Below are 16,907 nucleotides of genomic sequence, written 5' to 3' on the forward strand. Positions count from 1 at the left end.
TCATGCGTTCTCCTGGGGTTCGGCCAGCTGCAACCGGGGCACCGAGCGGTCCGCGTCCGACCAGGCGAGGACGGGGCGGCCGGCGTACTGCCGGGGACTGCCCAGGCTCATCGCCCGGTACGCCCTGGTGCCCTCGGGCAGTGCGCGCACGGGCACCATCGACAGCCGGGCCAGCGCGTGCGAACGGACCGGCCGGCCGCGGTCCCACATCACCACGGGCACCCCCATCATCAGACACGTCTGCACGATCTCGTCACGTGAGCGAGGGGGGACGTCCACGGCGACCCGGACGGCGTCCTTGTCGGCCAGCAGGGCGCCGTAGACCTCGCTGCGGCCCTGGGCGGGGTCGTCGAACGTCAGCAGGGCGTCCGAGTCGAGAAGTCTCCAGCGGTGGCGCCAGTCGGGATGGAAACGCTCGTGCCGGTGCAGGAGTTCCGGGCAGGTGACGACCACCGGGAACTCGGCGCCGAGCACCGCGGGCAGCTCGTCCGGGCCGAACACCCCGGCCGGCGTGCCGTCGCCGGTGCCGTCGGCGAGGCCCCACTCGTCCACCGACAGGTTGAGGTCGTCCCGGTCGACGAGGAGTTCCAGCACCGGCCGCCCCCGTTCGGGCGTGGCCCGGTACAACGACTCCAGGACCTTGAGGAGTTCGCGGCCGGCCTCCGCGCCGGAGTGCGGTGTGTCCGCCGCCGCCGACGTCTGCCGGGGCCCGCCGCCCTCGTCGCACCACACCCGCAGCAGGTAGCGGTCCGCGTCCGCCCGCTCCACGCGGGCCGTCACCCGTGCGGGAGCGGTCCGTTCGCGTTGCGCGCGCGCCCACTCCTCGGCGTCCGTACGGCGCTCGACCAGCGAGGTGGCCGGGATGCCCAGCCGGTCCACGACCGACATCGTCCACAGCCGCAGCGACCCCTGCGCGGCGGGCGGCGCGAGGGCGGCGAGGTACTCGACGGCCCGCAGCAGGCCCGGGACGCGCAGTCCGTCCGCCTCCGTCCGGCTGTCGCCCGGCAGGCACTCCAGGTGGTCCATGACGGCCTGGACCGTGCCGTCGGGGATCGCGGCGGCCAGCGGCAGCGCGGCCCGCACCACCTCGGGCAGCCTGGCCCGCAGCGTGCCGGGCAGGGTGTCCAGCTGCCGCATCAGCTTGCGGTGCTCGCGCGGCGACAGCAGCCGGGGCACGGGGGACAGCCGGCCGGCCGCCAGCAGCGGCGCCACGGCCCTCGGCTCACGGCGGCGCAGCAGCTCCACCAGTGCGGCCAGTGCCCTCGGCTCGGTCAGCAGCAGGCCCGCGAACTCCTCGGGGGTGGGCGCGGACCGGTCGTCGAGCCAGTCGTACCCGCACTGTTCCGCCACGGCCTGCGCGTAGTCGATGCGCCGCATCGCCAGCGGCATGTGCTGGTCCACCAGGTCCACCAGCACGTCCAAGGCGGGGTCGTCCGGGTCGGGCTCCGGCGCGTCGAACAGCGCGGCCGCGCCCGCCGCCCGCAGCTCCGCCTCGATGCGCTGCCAGGGGATGCCCCAGCTGCGCCGCGCGATGTGCTGGGTGCTGTGCGGCAGGGGCCGGCCGTCGACGGGGTCGTGGGGCGGCATGACGTGCCCGGCGACGATGCCCACCACCGCGTTGCTGCCGACCGACCACAGCGGGCCGCCGCTGTAGGAGGGGCCGATGGCCATGCCGGTGGCGTCGCCGTCGACGTAACCGACCGCCTCGTCGCAGGTCTTGACGCGTACGTCGGCGAAGGAGTGGCTGAACCCGCTGCTGTGCCAGGCGCGCAGCGACTGGCCGACGGTCATCGGCAGCCACTGCGGCAGCGCCACGGCCCGGCTCGGGACCTCCTCCAGTTGCAGGACGGCCAGATCGCCGAGCCATTCGTGGTCCTCGTTCCGCGGCGCACCGGGGGTGCCGTCCCGACGGCGCGGGGGCACCCAGTGGGCGACCCGGGCGGCGTAGGTGACCGTGGTGGTGACGCCGTGCACGGCGACCCGCACGGTGTGGTCGGCCGGCCGGCGCGCGTCGAACGGTCCGCGGCCCAGCGCGTCGTTGACGACGTGGGCGCAGGTCAGCAGGTGGTCCCGGGTGAGCATCACCCCGGCGCCCACGCTGGTGGGCCGGGAGGGGTCCAGCACCGAGACCACGCAGTGCCGCGGGTCGGCCGAGGCCGAGCGGTCGGGCTTGGAGAACCAGCCCATGGGTCAGTCCGTGGCGCCGGTGCCGGGCCGCCAGGTGGCCGAGACGGTCAGGTGCGCCTGGCCGTTGCCTCCGACGATGCCGAGTCTGAGGTCCTGCCCGACCTGCACGCCGAAGGTGACGCTGACCTCCTGGGGAGGCCGTTGGGAGTCGGACACCGCGTCGTGCACCTCCTGGAGGAACGGCCCGAGCGGACGCAGTGTGCTGCGCAGCGTCTCTACGGCGTGGGCGGCGAGGGGCCGCCCGCCCCGGGACACCGGCACGGTGGCCCCCATGCCGTCCGGGAGGTCGCCGGACGGCTCAGCGGGGGCGGCCGACCGTTCCCCCGGGGTGAGCTCGAACCGCACTACCGTCCCGTCGGCCAACTGGAGTTCGCTGAAGTCCGACACGCCTGCCATTGTGCCGATCACGGGCCCGTCGGGCAGCCGGAGGGACAAATCCCGTTTCTCCGGTGCCGGTTCGGCCGACGGCCCCGGGGTGGCAACCCCTCGGGAAATCCCCTGTGAGGGCCTCTTCACACAGGCGTTCCTTGTCTTCTCCTGTTCAGGAAATGACGTCCTGCCAATTTGCTGTGGTTCACCTGTCGGTTGGTGAACACACGTATCGCCGCCGTTGCCGTGGCCTCCGCCGCGCTCGTCGCGGCCGGTGCCACGGCGGTGAAGCTCGGCGACTCCGTCACCTTCACCGGTCACGCCACCGGCATCGAGGCGGGCAGCAAGGTGACCCTCCAGCTGAAGGACGGCGGCACGTGGGTGTCGCTGCCCGCGTCCGCGAAGCTCAACGACGCCGGCGGCTTCAAGCTGGTGAGCACGTTCGACGACAAGGGCCGCGAGGTCCTGCGGGTCAAGGACGGCAAGACCGTGTCCAAGACCGTCGCCGTCACGGTCCGCTGACCCCGGTAACCCCTGAGAACCTGCCCCACCCCGTCCGATCCGGGGTGGGGCAGGTGCCCTCGGGACGCTCACGCGTCGGCCGATCCTATGGATCCCATGGGCCACCTGTCCTTGCCGCGGAAAATCTTGGACCGCCGTACAACCCTGCCCCCACCTCGCCGGTCTCACCCGGTATCAGAACTTTCGGAGGGGGATCCGGGGGGATCGCGGGGGTTCTGATACGGAGGGGAAGGCCGAGGGGCCCGGTCGACGGACCGGGCCCCTCGAATCGTCCGGCCCGCCGGGTCCTTCCGGCCCGCCGGGTCCTTCCGGCCCGCCGGGTCCTTCCGGCCCGCCGGCTCCGGAGGCCCCCTAGAAGAACACCCCGCACCGCAGCAGCACGTTCGCGTACGGCCGGGCCTCGCCCGTACGGACGATCAGGCGGGCGTCCGCCGACAGGGCCTTCAGCCGCTCGTGCGGCACCAGCGCCAGGCCGGGAAAGTGCCCGTCCAGCAGCGCGGCGGCGGCCGGATTGGCCTCGCGGACCTCGGTCGCGGCCGTCGCACCCTCCACGACCAGCTCGGCCAGCAGCCCCTCCAGCACCTCGGCGAAGGACGGCACCCCGGCCCGGAAGGCGAGGTCCACCACCCGCGGCCCCTTCGGGATCGGCATCCCGGCGTCGCAGACCAGCACCCCGTGCCCGTGCCCCAGCCCGGCGAGCGCCCCGGAGAGCCGGCGGTTCAGGATCCCCGCCCGCTTCACAGCGCCTCGACCTCCGCCGCCGTCGGGTACGACTCCTGCGCGCCCCGCTTCGTGACCGCCGCCGCCCCGACCCGGGCCGCGTACGCCGCCGCCTCGGCGAGCGGCGCGCCCGCCCCGAGCCGTACCGCGAGGGCCGCCGTGAACGCGTCCCCGGCGCCCGTGGTGTCCACCGCGTCCACCTTCACGGACGGCACCGACCGGGTGCCCTCGCCGTCGGCGACCAGCGCGCCCTCCGCGCCCAGGGTCACCACCACCGACTTCGGGCCCTTCGCCAGCAGCAGGCGCGCCCAGTCGGCCGGTTCGCCGCCGGTGCACGCCTCGCCGAGGATCACCTTCGCCTCGTGCTCGTTGACGATCAGCGGGTCGCAGGCCGCGAGGACCTCCTCCGGAAGCGGCCGCGGCGGGGACGGGTTGAGGACGAACCGGCTGCCCGGGGCCAGGCTCCGCACCGTCTCCACGACCGTCTCCAGCGGGATCTCCAGCTGTGCGGAGACCACCCGGGAGGCGTGGAAGAGGCTGCCCGCGGCCTGTACGTCCGCGGGCGTGAGCCGGCCGTTCGCGCCCGGCGAGACCACGATGCTGTTGTCGCCCGAGGGGTCCACGGTGATCAGCGCGACGCCCGTCGGCGCCCCGCCCACCAGCACGCCCACCGTGTCCACCCCGGCCGCGCGCTGCGAGTCCAGCAGCAGCCTGCCGTGCGCGTCGTCGCCGACCCGGGCCAGCAGGGCGGTGCGGGCACCGAGCCGCCCGGCCGCGACCGCCTGGTTGGCGCCCTTGCCGCCGGGGTGCGTGGCGAGGTCCCCGCCGAGCACCGTCTCCCCGGCGGCCGGACGCCGCTCGACACCGATCACCAGGTCGGCGTTGGCCGATCCCACGACCAGCAGGTCGTAGTCGTACATCACATGACTCCCTATGCGCATGGATCGGGGCGGCCGGGGCGTGCTGCGACGGCCCGGCCGCCTCCCTGACGGATCAGCCCGTGAACCCGGCCACGTTGTCCTTGGTGACCACCTTCACCGGGACCTTGACCGTCGACTCGACCTTCTTGCCCTCGACCGCCTTCAGCGCGTTGTCCACGGCGATCTTCCCGAGCTGGGAGGGCTGCTGGGCGACCGACGCGTACAGCGTGCCCTTCTTGACCGCCGTCAGGCCGTCCGGGGTGCCGTCGAAGCCGACCACCGGGACCGACGTGCCGGCCTTGGAGCCGAGCGCCTTGATCGCGCCGAGGGCCATCTCGTCGTTGGCGGCGATGACGCCCTGGACGTCCGGGTGCGCCTGGAGCAGGTTCGACATCACGTCGAGGCCCTTGGTGCGGTCGAAGTCGGCGGGCTGCTGGGCCACCACCTGGATGCCCGGGTAGGCCTTGAGGCCGCTCGCGAAGCCCTGCGCGCGCTCGCGGGCCGCGGAGGTGCCGGCCTGGCCCTGGAGGATCACGATCTTGCCGTGGCCGCCGAGCCGTTCGGCGATCGTCTTCGCCGCCAGCTCGCCGCCGGCGACGTTGTCGGAGGCGACCAGGGCGTCGGTCTTCGCGTTGTTGACGCCGCGGTCGACGGCGATGACCGGGATGCCGGCCTTGCCCGCGGACTGCACGGAGTTGCTCGACGCGTCCGAGTCGACCGGGTTGACGATGATCGCGTCGAGGCCCGAACTCGTGAAGTTCTGGAGCTGGTTGGCCTGCTGGGAGGCGTCGTTCTGGGCGTCGGTCACGGTCAGGTCCACGCCCAGCTTCTTCGCCTCGGCCTGGGCGCCGGAGCGGATCTGCACGAAGAACGGGTTGTTGAGGGTGGACAGCGACAGACCCATCTTCGGGGCGGCCGAGGAGGAGCCGGTGTGCAGGAGCGAGGTCGCGGCGACCAGCGCCACGGTGACGACGGCGGCGAGCGCGTAGGTCCCGGCCTGCCTGCCCTTGTTCCCGCCGGTCCCGGCGGCCACCGGGGTCGCCCCGGCCTTGCGGCGCACGGTGTCCAGGAGCACGGCGAGCGCGATGACGACACCGATGACGACCTGCTGCCAGAACGCGGACACGTTCAGCAGGTTGAGGCCGTTGCGCAGCACGGCGAGGATCAGCGCGCCGATCAGCGTGCCGGAGGCCTTGCCGGTGCCGCCGGCCAGCGAGGCGCCGCCGATCACGACGGCCGCGATGGCGTCGAGTTCGTAGCCGTTGGCGGCCTGCGGCTGGGCGGAGGACAGCCGGGCGGCGAGCACGATGCCGGCGACGGCCGCGAACAGCCCGGACAGGGCGTAGATGGCGAGCTTCTGCTTGTTCACCCGCAGCCCGGACAGCCGGGCGGCCTCCTCGTTGCCGCCGATCGCGTACATCGAGCGCCCGATGTAGGTGCGGCCGAGCACGAAGGCCGCGATCAGGCCCATGAGGACCATGACGAGGACCGGCACCGGCAGCCAGCCGCCGAGCGTGTCGCCGAGGTGGGAGACCGAGTCGGGGAAGGCGATCGGAGAGCCGTCGGAGATGACCAGCGCGAGGCCGCGGCCCACCGACAGCATGGCGAGCGTCGCGATGAACGGCGGGAGTTTGCCGTAGGCGATGAGGAAGCCGTTGACGAGACCGGCCGCGAGGCCGGTGGCGACGGCCAGGACGACCGCGAGGACGACCGGCACCCCGTGCGAGGTCGCGCTCCAGGCCAGCACGGTGGCCGAGAGGGCCGCGACCGAGCCGACCGAGAGGTCGATGCCGGCCGCGACGATCACGAAGGTCGCGCCGAAGGCGAGGATGGCGGTCACGGCGGCCTGGACGCCGACGTTGAGCAGGTTGTCGGCGGTGAGGAAGTCGCCCGACAGCGCCGACATGGCGATGACGAGGACGATCAGCGCGGTGAGCGCGCCGTTGTCGAGGAGCAGCCGGCGCACGCCACCGGCGCCCGTGCTGCTGTTCCTGAGCGTGTCAGTGGCCACGTCCGGCCTCCTTGTCGGTAGTGGGGTTGCTGACGGCGAGCGCCATCACGGAATCCTGGGTTGCCTCGTCGGCGGAGAGTTCGCCCGCGATCCGGCCCTGGGCCATCACCAGCACCCGGTCGCTCATCCCGAGCACCTCGGGCAGGTCGCTGGAGACCATCAGCACCGCGGCTCCGGCGGCCGTCAGCTCGTTGATCAGCTGGTAGATCTCGACCTTCGCGCCGACGTCGATGCCGCGGGTCGGCTCGTCGAGGATCAGCACCTTGGTGTCGGCGAGCAGCCACTTGCCGATGACGACCTTCTGCTGGTTGCCGCCCGACAGGGTGCGCACCTGCTGCCCGAGACCCGCCATGCGCACGCCCAGCTGCCCGGCGATCCTCCCGGCGGCCACGTGCTGGCCCTTCAGGTCGACGATCCCGGCCCGGGTCGCCCTGCGCAGGGTCACCAGCCCGAGGTTCTCCTCGACGGAGGCGTCGAGCACCAGCCCCTGCCCCTTGCGGTCCTCCGGGACGAGCCCGATCCCGGCCGTCATGGCCGCGTTGACGTCGTACCGGCGCAGGGCGGTGCCGGAGACCTCCACGGCCCCCTCGTCGTAGGAATCCGCGCCGAACACGGCGCGCACGACCTCCGTACGGCCGGCGCCCACGAGCCCGGCGATCCCGACGACCTCGCCCGCGCGCACCTCGAAGCTCACGTCGTGGAAGACGCCGTCCCGGGTCAGTCCCCGCACGGAGAGCAGCGCGGCACCGGCCTCGGCCCGCTCCCTCGGGTACTGCTGCTCGATGGACCGCCCGACCATGAGCCGCACCAGCTCGTCCTCGGGGGTGGTGGCGGGCACCTGCCCGACGCTCCTGCCGTCCCGGATGACGGTCACCCGGTCGCCCAGGGCGGCGATCTCGTCCAGGTGGTGGGTGATGAAGACGATCCCGACCCCGTCCGCGCGCAGCTGGCGCACGATCACGAAGAGCTTCTCCACCTCCTCCGAGGTGAGCACCGCGGTCGGCTCGTCCATGATCAGCACGCGCGCGTCCAGGCTGAGCGCCTTGGCGATCTCGACCATCTGGAGCCGGGCGATGCCGAGTTCGCGGACACGCGCGCGTGGCGACACGTCGACGCCCACGCGCGCGAGGAGCACCTCGGCGTCGGCCTCCATCCGCTTGCGGTCGATCATCCCGAAGCGGCGCGGCTGCCGTCCCAGGAAGATGTTCTCGGCGACCGTGAGGTCGGGTACGAGGTTGAACTCCTGGTAGATGGTGGCGATACCGAGGCGTTCGGAGTCCTGCGCACCGTGGATGCGCACCTCCTCGCCGGCGGCCAGGATGCGTCCCTCGTCGGGGGTGTGGGCGCCGGAGAGCATCTTGATCAGCGTGCTCTTCCCGGCGCCGTTCTCACCGAGGAGCACGTGCACCTCGCCCCGGCGCAGATCGAAGTCGACGCCGTCGAGCGCGACCACACCGGGGAAGGACTTCCGTATGCCCTCGATACGCAGCAACTCGTCCGGGTCGCTCACGACGTGCTCCTTCGCACTGGGGGGACCGGCTCGCCGCACGAGCGGCGTGCGACGAGCCGGGCGGGGAGGGTGACGGACCGGGGCGGCCGTCCCTCGATGCGGTCGATCAGCGCGCGCACGGCGGCGCGCCCCAGCTCGCCCGTCGGCTGGGCGATGGCCGTGACCGGCGGGTCGGTGTGCACGAACCACGGGATGTCGTCGAAGGCCGCCAGCGCCATGTCGTGCGGCACCCGCAGCCCGCGCGCCCGGACCGCGTCCAGCGCGCCGAGCGCCATCAGGTTGTCGGCGGCGAAGACGACCTCGGGCGGCTCGGGCAGGTCGAGGAAGCCCTCGGTGACCCGCCGCCCGCTCTCGGCCTGGAAGTCGCCCTGGCCGATGTAGGCGTCGGGCAGCCCGAGGCCGTACGCGGCGAGCGCCTCCCGGAAGGCCTCCACGCGCTCCCGTCCGGTCGTGGTGGCCGCCGGTCCCGCGATGATGGCGAGCCGCCGGTGCCCGAGCCGGTGCAGATGCGCGACGAGGTCCCGTACGGCGGCCTGTCCGTCGGCCCGCACCACGGGCACGTCCACGCCCGGGATCCACCGGTCGACGAACACCATCGGCGTCCCGCCGCGCGCCGCCGCCAGCATCAGCGGCGAGCCGCCGTCGGTGGGGGAGACGAGCAGCCCGTCGATACGGCGGTCCAGCAGCGTCCGGACGTGGTGGTCCTGGAGCTCCGGCCGCTCGTCGGCGTTGCCGATGATGACGCTGTAGCCGTGCGCGCGGGCCTCCTCCTCGACGGAGCGGGCCAGCTCGGTGAAGTAGGGGTTCATCACGTCGCTGATGACCAGGCCGAGGGTGCGGGTCTGGTCGGTCCGCAGGGAGCGGGCGACGGCGTTCGGGCGGTAGCCCAGCGCCTCGACGGCGGCCAGCACCCGGGCGCGGGCCTCGTCACTGACCGACGGATGGTCGTTCAGGACCCGCGACACCGTGGCGACGGAGACCCCCGCCTCGGCGGCGACGTCCTTGATGCTCGCCATCGCCGCTCCACCTCCTCGTGGAACTCATGGAACCCGTGGAATCGATTACACGCTTGCGCGTAACGAGGATTGGAATCGATTACACGGGGGTGCGGCAAGGGGGTGGCAGCTGCTGAGACCCAATCGTGACCCGCGCCGAACCGGCTGACCGCGGCCGACCGAGGGCGGCGAGGCCGGTCAAGGGGCGTCAAGGGTGGTGAGGCTGGTCAGAGGGCGTCAAGGGTGGTGAGGCTGGTCAGAGGGCGTCAAGGGTGGCGAGGCCGGTCAAGGGGCGTCGCGGGGTGGCTGGCAGCCTGGCGGTCGTCAAGGGGTGGCTGGCGGCCCGGCGGTCGGCCGGCATCGTCCGCCGCGCCCGGCCGGGCACCCGGGCCATGCGGAAACCGCCCACGCCGGTGAACCCGGTGCGGGCGGTGGGTGAACCGGGTCCCGTCGCCGCACGCCGTCGCCGCACGGCTCGACCCGGTAGGCCACCTCGGTGCTCTCGCCGCCGCCGTGGTCGGTCCACGAGCGGCGCGGCAGCCGGGGTGCGTCGACATGAGGGGAGAGGGGGCTGCTCAGGAGCCGGCCTCTCGGGCGCGGGCGCGTTCTGCGCGCGCCGCGTCGGCGTTCTCGGGTGCGGGTGCGGGTGCGGGTGCGGGTGCGGGTGCGGGCGCGCTCCGCGTGCTCTGCGCCGGTGCGCCCTACCCCATCGGCTTCGGCTTGATGATCGCGAAGACCGCGCCCTGGGGGTCGGCGACCACGGACATGCGGCCGGCCATCATGTCGAACGGCGGTGCGAACACGGTGCCGTTCCGCTTGACCAGCGCGTCCACGGTGGAGTCGACGTCGTCCACCGCGAAGTAGGTCAGCCAGTGCGCCGGGGTGCCGGGCCGGTCCTCGCCGACCTGGGCCACGCCGCCGACGCCCCGCCCGCCGACGGTGAGCGACCAGTAGCTGTCCTCGGCGCCCTCCATCGGCTGGATCTCGATGCCGAAGGACTCGCCGTAGAAGCCGGTGGCGGCGGGTACGTCGCTGGTGTTCAGTTCGTTCCAGATCAGCGCGCCCGACTCGTTGACCAGCCCGGCGCCGTGGAAGTCGACCGGCTGCCACACCCCGAACACCGCGCCCTGCGGGTCGGCGGCGATCAGCATCCGGCCGAGGGAGCCGACGTCCATCGCCGGGGCGAGCAGGGTGCCGCCCGCCGAGACGATCTGGTCCTGGGTGGCCTGCGCGTCGGTCGAGGCGAGGTAGGTGGTCCACACGGTGGGCGGCTCCGGCTGGCCCTCCGGCGCCATCGCCGGGCCGATCCCGGCCACCGGCCTGCCGTGGAGCGTGCAGACGGCGTACCCGCCGAACTCCGGCGAGCCGACCTCGCCCTGCCAGCCGAACAGGTCACGGTAGAAGTCCAGCGCCGCCTGCTGGTCCTTCGCCATCAGGTCGACCCAGCACGGGGTGCCGGTCGCGTACGGAGCAGTGATCTCGGGCATGTCCAGCACTCCCTGCGCACGGAAAGGTGCCCGCGGAAAGGTCCCCGCGGGAAGGTCCCCCCGGCCCACCTTCACCGTCCGGCGCGGATCCCGCCACCCGGCCGACGGGGTCTCATCGCCCGGCCGACGGGGTCTCACCGCCGGCCCGCCGGGAGCCCCAGCCGTCCCCGGGTCACGACCAGCAGCACGGCCGCCGCCAGCACGGAGGCGAGCAGGAAGGCGCGGGTGGTGTCCTGCGCGCCGCCGTGCGGGAACATGTCGGACCAGGCCACCGAGAAGTAGTTGTTGACGCTGGTGTGCAGCAGCATGACCAGCGGCATGCTCTCGCCGGACCGGTTGAAGACCCACGTCATCACGAAACTGAAGGCGAGCGTGGTGACCATGAACTCGGCCGGCCGCAGCGGGCTCACCCGGGGTCCGCCGCCCCACTCCGTGAGGAACAGCGGCAGGTGCCAGGCGCCCCACAGCACCCCGACGACGAGGGTCGCGACCAGGGCGCCGTACCGCCGCTGCATGTGCGGCATCGCGAACTCGCGCCAGCCCGGCTCCTCCGCGAGTCCGGTGGTGACCATCTGGAGGACCAGCCCGGGGACGTACGCGGCGAGCACGGCGGCGGGCGGCAGCACGGGGTCCTGGTCGGTGAGCGCGGCGGAGGCGACGGTCAGCGCGGCCGGCACGGACACCGCGACCAGCGCGAACCACCGCCACCGCACCCGGAGCCCGGTCATCCGCCCCCGCCACGCGCGCAGCCCGGCCCGCCCCTCCGTCATCCCGGTGACGAAGAGCGCCGACCCGATCGGCCCGAGGTAGGCCCCCGGCAGCACCCCGAGCAACTGGCTCCCGAGGGCCCCGCCGGGAAAGGTGAAGCGCCAGATCCCCAGCCCGTTCCCGGACAGCACGTACGGCGTCCAGGCCAGCCAGCTCAGCGTCATGGCCAGCGAGAAGAACCAGATCAGCGGACGCCGTCGGATGCCGTCCCGCAGCGGCGCCGTGCGCTGCGGGGGCTGCGGCGACTGCGGGGTGAGGTCGGTGAGGGTCACGGGTGTTCCCTTCGGGAGGCGGGGCGGGGTGGTCCGGGAGGCGCGCCCCCGACACCTCCAGCACACCAGCGCGGCCCCCGCGGATCATTGCCGCGCACACCCCGACTCGCGGTACAGCAGGCTGTACCCGGCCCGCGTAAAGCCTTTGACGACCACGGGCGGACGATGGTCGTATCGACGGCCATGAGCGTGGACGACGTGGACGACGTGAGCGATGTGGACGACGACCTCGTACGGCGCCTGGTCGCCGGTCGGTTCCCCCGCTGGGCGGGGCTCGCGGTGCGGCGCTGGCCGTCCGGGGGCACGGTCAACGCCATGTACCGGCTCGGCGACGACATGGTCGTCAGGCTGCCGCTGGTACGGGGCGGCGCCGGGGACGTGTCACGGGAGCGGGAGTGGCTGCCCCGCCTCGCGCCCCTTCTGCCGGTGCGCATCCCCGAGGTGCTGGGGGCCGGGGAGCCCGCGCCGGGATATCCGTGGCCGTGGTCGGTGTACCGGTGGCTGCCGGGGAAGCTCCCCGAGGCGGGTGCGCTGACCGAACCGGCGGGACTGGCAGAGGACTTGGCCGCCTTCGTGACGGCGATGCGGAGCGTGACACTACAGCCGCCGCCGTCGGCGTACCGGGGCGGCCCGCTCACCGCGCTCGACGCGGCGACCCGGGCGGCGATCGGGCAACTACGCCTGATCCCGGGGGAGAACGTCGACTGCGACGCCGTCACCGCAGTATGGGAGGAGGCGTTGCTGACCCCGGACCCGTACGGGCCGCCGGTGTGGCTGCACGCCGATCTGATGCCGGGCAACCTGCTGCTCGACGACGACGGCAGACTGGCCGCGGTGATCGACTTCGGCTGTGCGGGGGTGGGCGACCCGGCCTGGACCCGGGGCCGCGCCCGGACCCTTTCCCAGGCACTGATCGCCCTCCCGTACTACCGCGACACGAACCCGGCGATGGCCGGCACGGCCCGCCACGTCATCCGGGCGGTGCTGGAGGAGACCTGAGGCTAGGCCGCGGCCAGCTCGCACCACACGAACTTCCCCCGGTTCCCGAACCGGGACAGCGGCTGCCACCCCCACAGATCCGAGCACGTCCGTACGAGCATCAGCCCGCGCCCCGCCTCGTCCAGTTCCCCGATCCGCTCCAACGGCACCGGCGCCCGCGGCGGTTCGGGATCGGCGTCCCACGCCCCGATCCGCAAGGTGCCGGGCGGCGCCCATCGCACCCGCAGCGCGGCCGGCCCCTTGGTGTGCCGTACGGCGTTGGACACCAGCTCGCAAGCTACTTGCGAAAGTGTGCTCTAAAGGATCCCAATCAGTGCAGGTCAGGAGGGGGTGCCGGGTTACCGCCTCTTCCGGCTACCGGGCTGCGGGCATGTTCCCGTCGCGCCAGTCGTTCACGCGCTTGCGGATGCTGGAGACCATCGGAAGCGTGTCGACCTCTTCGGGCTGGAACCAGCGAACATCCGTGGACTCCTCGGACACCGCCAGTTGCCCGGCCACGGGCCGCGCCAGGAAGCAGATGGAGAACTCCTGCCGTACCTCGCCGTCGTCGTAGGCGAAGACGTGGCGGGGGTTGGTGTACGTGCCGACGATGCCGACGATCTCGACCTCGTAACCGGTCTCTTCGCGGGTCTCGCGGACGGCACAGTCAGGCAGCGACTCTCCGATGTTCATGGCACCGCCGGGCAGGGCCCACATGCCGTTGTCACGACGACGCTGGAGGAGGATGCGCCCGGAGTCGTCGACAACGACCGTGGAGGCGGCGGGAACCAGGCTGTTCGCGCCCGGGGCGTCGGGATCGTCCTCGTAATCGCGCCTAGCCATCGGCTTCCCTTTCCCATACCGGAGTGCCCCGGTTCCACAGTTCGTCGACGTGCGACGCGAAGCGATCAAACATGCCGTCGTCCTGGTGACGACGCAGATGCAGTGTGGGGGCATCGTGTCCGACCCGATGCGTCAGCAACGGCGTGACGATCATGTCGTCATCGAAGCGGAACACGGACAGGTGGGCGTGTCCGTCGCTGTACCTCGCCTCGATGCCCTGCTGGCTTCTGATCTTCTCAAGCTCGGCGAGCGTCACGCGAATACGGGTAGAGAGAGTGAGCGCCACGTCTTCATCCTGCTCACGCGACCGCGTGAGATCGCTGTCGGGGTCACCGATCAGAAACCGGACTCGGCACCCCTGTGCGGCCTTCCGCCGCAGCGCGGTGCCGAACCGGGCCTGTTCCAGCCACAGGAAGTAGTTGGTGTACCCGGCGAAGGTCAGCTCTCGTTCGGCCTTGGTGATCAGCGACCGCCACAGAGAGGCCGGGCAACCGGACCGGTACGGATAGACGGACACGACTTCACGGTCCGGACCGACCTTGATGGCCTTCTTCGCTGCTGCTGGCCACAACACCGCCTCGTCCTCCCCGAGTGCTTCGCAGACGGCCCACCTGTGACGGGCACGGGGAACCCGCCCGGTCTCGGTGATCCATCGGCCGACGGTCTTGATATCGACGTCGCACTTCTCCGCCAACTGACGGTCTGTCATGCGGGCTTGGAGCATCGCACGGCGTAGAGCCTCATTCACTGGTACCCCCAGGGACGTTAGGCACGCTTCACACGGTAGACGTGCTCCGTGCCTAACGGTCGCGGAACGCAGTAGGAACGCACCGCCAGGGGCGGAAGTGTGGTGAGAGACGAGACCCCCGCGACCGCGCGAACGGCCCGGGGGCATGGACAACCTGAAAGAGCAGGTCGACATGAGCCAAGGTATCGCCCGCTTCGCCGAGTCGCCGTTGCGGCTCCGGCTCTCTTCTCCGAGGTACCACGAGTCCGCGCGCCTGAACCACGGTGTGGAGGCGTCGGCGTGAGCGGACACATCAACGTAGTGCGACTCCTGCCGTGGGCGGGTCCGGAAGGCAAGCCTTGCTACCTCGCAGGGGACGGCGCCGGAAGCTATCTCTCGCGCCTCGCGGACAACATGGAGGCGGTGCAACTCGGCCTGGCCGCCGACCTCGTCAAGGAAGCCAGGGGAATCCTTGACGGGCGCAAGTGGACTCAGGGCGAACTCCACTTGCTGGCCGTTCAGCTGACCGAGGCTCTCGCCGACGTGCACCGCGTCGCGGAGAGCCGGGGCGCACGCCTGCCCGATCCCGCCTGGGATGACCCCGACGTGATCGATGACGAGGACGAAGACGACCTCGCACGGCCCGTTGAGGCATCCGCATGAGCCGCGTCGTTCTGCGCTACGTGCCCCACACGATCCGGCATGTACCGGACGGCGGGGTCATCTTCGAAGCGTTCTGCGTGGCGTCCGGGTGCGACGAGACATCCGGCCCCCAAGAGGAACAGGAAACGGCCCAGGACTGGTGCCTGCGTCATACCGGCCGTACGGGCCATGACCTCTTCCGCCGTGTCGCGACCGACCACGCCCGCGTCACCCGGGACGAATGACCCGACCCGCTGAGCGACGGCGAGTAACAACGTTCAGCGGGTCGGCCGCCCCGCCCGTGCGTCCTCCCCCGTGGCGCAACGGGCGGGGCTCTCCCGTTTTCCGGGGTGCTTGGTCCTGGCTCGGGTAATGGCGCGCTGTGGCCACGCCGCCGGCCGGAGAGGCTTGGGGCGGGAGCTGCCATGGGGCGAGAGAACAGGGGGCCTTACGCTGCCCGGCGGATCGGGCAGTCTCTTGGGACCTGCCCGCGATAGCCCGATCGGCCCCCTGTTCTTGGAGGCTCGCCCCATGGTGGCTGCCTCAAGCCTCGGAGGCCGTCGGCCCCAGCCCGGTGACCGGACTCGCCACGGTCGCCGCCTTTAAGGAAAGAGAAGGAGAGTTCGACCGATCTGGCCGGAGTGACGTTCGCACACTCGGGGCTGCTTGCGGTCGTCACGCGGCTGCCGCCGGACCGGACCGGCCGAAGGCCGCACGCCGGGCCGGGCGGCACAGGCCGCGCGGCGCGCCGAAGGCGCGCCCTTGAGTAAGTAGAGAAAAGTTACGCCGATCCGGTCGCGCGCTGCTCCGAGCCTTCTCCCTGTGCGCCGGAAGGTCGGTGCGCAGTGGTGTTGGGCGGGCTCCTGGATGTTGGTTTGGTGCGCCGGTGCGGTCTGCGTGGACTTGCGGGCGTACTCCCTGGGCGGTTGCCGGACTCCATGAACTGATGGTCTGTCGGCGGCCGTTGGCGGGATGGTCATCTAGTTATTGCTGCTCGTGACGGTTCAGGCTTCATTCCGGCCGATTCCGGCACGGATTTATCGCCGCCTGGCCAACTCTATCGAGTCGTGCTTACGGAAAACTCATAGGCCCGCGTCGACGGCAATTCGTATAATCGAAGGAAAGTTAGCTGCGCCTGATCGGGGCGCATGGATTATAGCGCCCAACAAGCGCAAAGGAGAAAAACCATGAACACCCGCTACCTACTTCCCGATTTGAGGCTCTGGAGGCCACTTCATGCCCGCCGATTTCGGCAACAGCACCACGCGCAAAACCCGTACATCCGCTGCAGCGTCTGTTCCGGTCGGGTGTTCCGTCGTGCAGGCGCGCAGAAAACGTCTGCAAGCCCGCTCAGAGGGGGACCATGAGGGAGGGAGTGAAGATGAGTCGTCCCGCGCTCAGCGTCTGACCCGTGAACAGTGGCTTTCTGAGCATGTGGCGCGGGCCCCGAAGATAACGCCCGAACAGTGGCGTAAGACCCGCGCGATACTGGGACAGCGAGATATCGAGCTTGAATAGGGCTGAGCCCCGGTGACCGTGATGGCCATCGGGGCTCACTGCTGTGCGGCGGCCGCTACTGCGGCAGGGGCTTCCATACGGGCACGATCGCCTCGTGGTCGAAGCCCCGTCCCATGCGCCGTGCCGGATGCACCATGACAGCCTGCAAGTACTGAGCAAGGATGGCGCGTTTACCGGCTGTGGTGGCGTCTTCCCACTCGGCGCGGATCTGCTCGGGGCTCTTGCGCCGCTGGTCGCGGTCGGCCTGGTCGCGGCGGGCCTTGCTCAGGCTGGCGATCAGTTGTTTCTCCTGGGTCTCCAGGCCGGGCACGATGGCGAAGAACGACTCGGGGCTGACCTTGCCGCTGAGGTTGAAAGGGTGGGGTGACAGGGCTACGGGGGCTCCAGCCCGAGTTCGGTCTCGGCTATGAAGCCGTCGAGGATCTCGGGTCGGCGTTG

General features: G+C 71.7%; 15 protein-coding genes and 2 pseudogenes. 4 read left to right on the top strand and 13 right to left on the bottom strand.

Annotated elements, in window-relative coordinates; all coding sequences use genetic code 11:
* Both ACZ619_RS15205 and ACZ619_RS15210 read right to left on the bottom strand, forming a co-directional pair.
* Positions 1–2,187: a VMAP-C domain-containing protein gene (locus ACZ619_RS15205; protein WP_469598712.1), complete on the bottom strand. Its 2,187-nt coding sequence runs from the start codon at positions 2,185–2,187 to the stop codon at positions 1–3.
* Positions 2,188–2,190: 3 nt separating this feature from the next.
* Positions 2,191–2,574, bottom strand: a complete 384-nt coding sequence (locus tag ACZ619_RS15210; RefSeq protein WP_469598714.1) for a CU044_2847 family protein — start codon at positions 2,572–2,574, stop codon at positions 2,191–2,193.
* A gap of 201 nt (positions 2,575–2,775) precedes the next feature.
* Between ACZ619_RS15210 and ACZ619_RS15215 the strand changes: the two genes are divergently transcribed.
* A complete protein-coding gene (locus ACZ619_RS15215; RefSeq protein WP_469598716.1) occupies positions 2,776–3,078 on the top strand; it encodes a hypothetical protein in 303 nt (100 codons plus the stop codon).
* 351 nt (positions 3,079–3,429) lie between these two features.
* On the opposite strand, the gene rbsD is transcribed toward ACZ619_RS15215, so the two are convergent.
* The 7 genes from rbsD to ACZ619_RS15250 all read right to left on the bottom strand — a co-directional run bounded on the left by rbsD (position 3,430) and on the right by ACZ619_RS15250 (position 11,761).
* Positions 3,430–3,819 (bottom strand): D-ribose pyranase, encoded by a 390-nt coding sequence (gene rbsD, locus ACZ619_RS15220; RefSeq protein ID WP_469598718.1) that lies wholly within the window; start codon positions 3,817–3,819, stop codon positions 3,430–3,432.
* Positions 3,816–4,718 (bottom strand): ribokinase, encoded by a 903-nt coding sequence (locus ACZ619_RS15225; RefSeq protein ID WP_469598720.1) that lies wholly within the window; start codon positions 4,716–4,718, stop codon positions 3,816–3,818. Before ACZ619_RS15225 ends, rbsD begins: the two co-directional genes overlap by 4 nt.
* Before the next feature lie 73 nt (positions 4,719–4,791).
* Entirely contained in the window at positions 4,792–6,729 is a 1,938-nt protein-coding gene (locus ACZ619_RS15230; RefSeq protein ID WP_469598722.1) for an ABC transporter permease/substrate-binding protein, read from the bottom strand.
* Positions 6,719–8,239 (bottom strand): sugar ABC transporter ATP-binding protein, encoded by a 1,521-nt coding sequence (locus ACZ619_RS15235; RefSeq protein WP_469598724.1) that lies wholly within the window; start codon positions 8,237–8,239, stop codon positions 6,719–6,721. The genes ACZ619_RS15230 and ACZ619_RS15235 overlap by 11 nt, the downstream gene beginning before the upstream one ends.
* A complete protein-coding gene (locus tag ACZ619_RS15240; RefSeq protein WP_469598726.1) occupies positions 8,236–9,255 on the bottom strand; it encodes a LacI family DNA-binding transcriptional regulator in 1,020 nt (339 codons plus the stop codon). The genes ACZ619_RS15235 and ACZ619_RS15240 overlap by 4 nt, the downstream gene beginning before the upstream one ends.
* Before the next feature lie 680 nt (positions 9,256–9,935).
* A complete protein-coding gene (locus ACZ619_RS15245; RefSeq protein ID WP_469598727.1) occupies positions 9,936–10,721 on the bottom strand; it encodes a VOC family protein in 786 nt (261 codons plus the stop codon).
* A gap of 134 nt (positions 10,722–10,855) precedes the next feature.
* A complete protein-coding gene (locus tag ACZ619_RS15250) occupies positions 10,856–11,761 on the bottom strand; it encodes a CPBP family intramembrane glutamic endopeptidase (protein WP_469598729.1) in 906 nt (301 codons plus the stop codon).
* A gap of 183 nt (positions 11,762–11,944) precedes the next feature.
* On the opposite strand from ACZ619_RS15250, the gene ACZ619_RS15255 reads away from it, so the two are divergent.
* Positions 11,945–12,760: an aminoglycoside phosphotransferase family protein gene (locus tag ACZ619_RS15255; protein WP_469598731.1), complete on the top strand. Its 816-nt coding sequence runs from the start codon at positions 11,945–11,947 to the stop codon at positions 12,758–12,760.
* Positions 12,761–12,762: 2 nt separating this feature from the next.
* On the opposite strand, the pseudogene ACZ619_RS15260 reads toward ACZ619_RS15255, so the two are convergent.
* The 3 genes and pseudogenes from ACZ619_RS15260 to ACZ619_RS15270 all read right to left on the bottom strand — a co-directional run.
* Positions 12,763–13,038, bottom strand: a pseudogene (locus tag ACZ619_RS15260) (ATP-binding protein); the annotation flags it as partial.
* Positions 13,039–13,114: 76 nt separating this feature from the next.
* Positions 13,115–13,582, bottom strand: a complete 468-nt coding sequence (locus ACZ619_RS15265) for an NUDIX hydrolase (RefSeq protein WP_469598733.1) — start codon at positions 13,580–13,582, stop codon at positions 13,115–13,117.
* The gene (locus tag ACZ619_RS15270; protein WP_469598735.1) at positions 13,575–14,291 is read right to left on the bottom strand and encodes a DUF5919 domain-containing protein; all 717 of its coding nucleotides are present in this window, start codon (positions 14,289–14,291) and stop codon (positions 13,575–13,577) included. The genes ACZ619_RS15265 and ACZ619_RS15270 overlap by 8 nt, the downstream gene beginning before the upstream one ends.
* Positions 14,292–14,609: 318 nt before the next feature.
* On the opposite strand from ACZ619_RS15270, the gene ACZ619_RS15275 reads away from it, so the two are divergent.
* Complete coding sequence (locus ACZ619_RS15275; protein ID WP_469598737.1) at positions 14,610–14,972, top strand: hypothetical protein; 363 nt, start codon at positions 14,610–14,612, stop codon at positions 14,970–14,972.
* Positions 14,969–15,196: a DUF7848 domain-containing protein gene (locus ACZ619_RS15280; protein WP_469598739.1), complete on the top strand. Its 228-nt coding sequence runs from the start codon at positions 14,969–14,971 to the stop codon at positions 15,194–15,196. Before ACZ619_RS15275 ends, ACZ619_RS15280 begins: the two co-directional genes overlap by 4 nt.
* A 1,328-nt stretch (positions 15,197–16,524) precedes the next feature.
* Here ACZ619_RS15280 and ACZ619_RS15285 read toward each other — a convergent pair.
* A pseudogene (locus ACZ619_RS15285) lies at positions 16,525–16,907 on the bottom strand (hypothetical protein); the annotation flags it as partial.

This window comes from Streptomyces sp. NPDC104367, assembly GCF_055583825.1.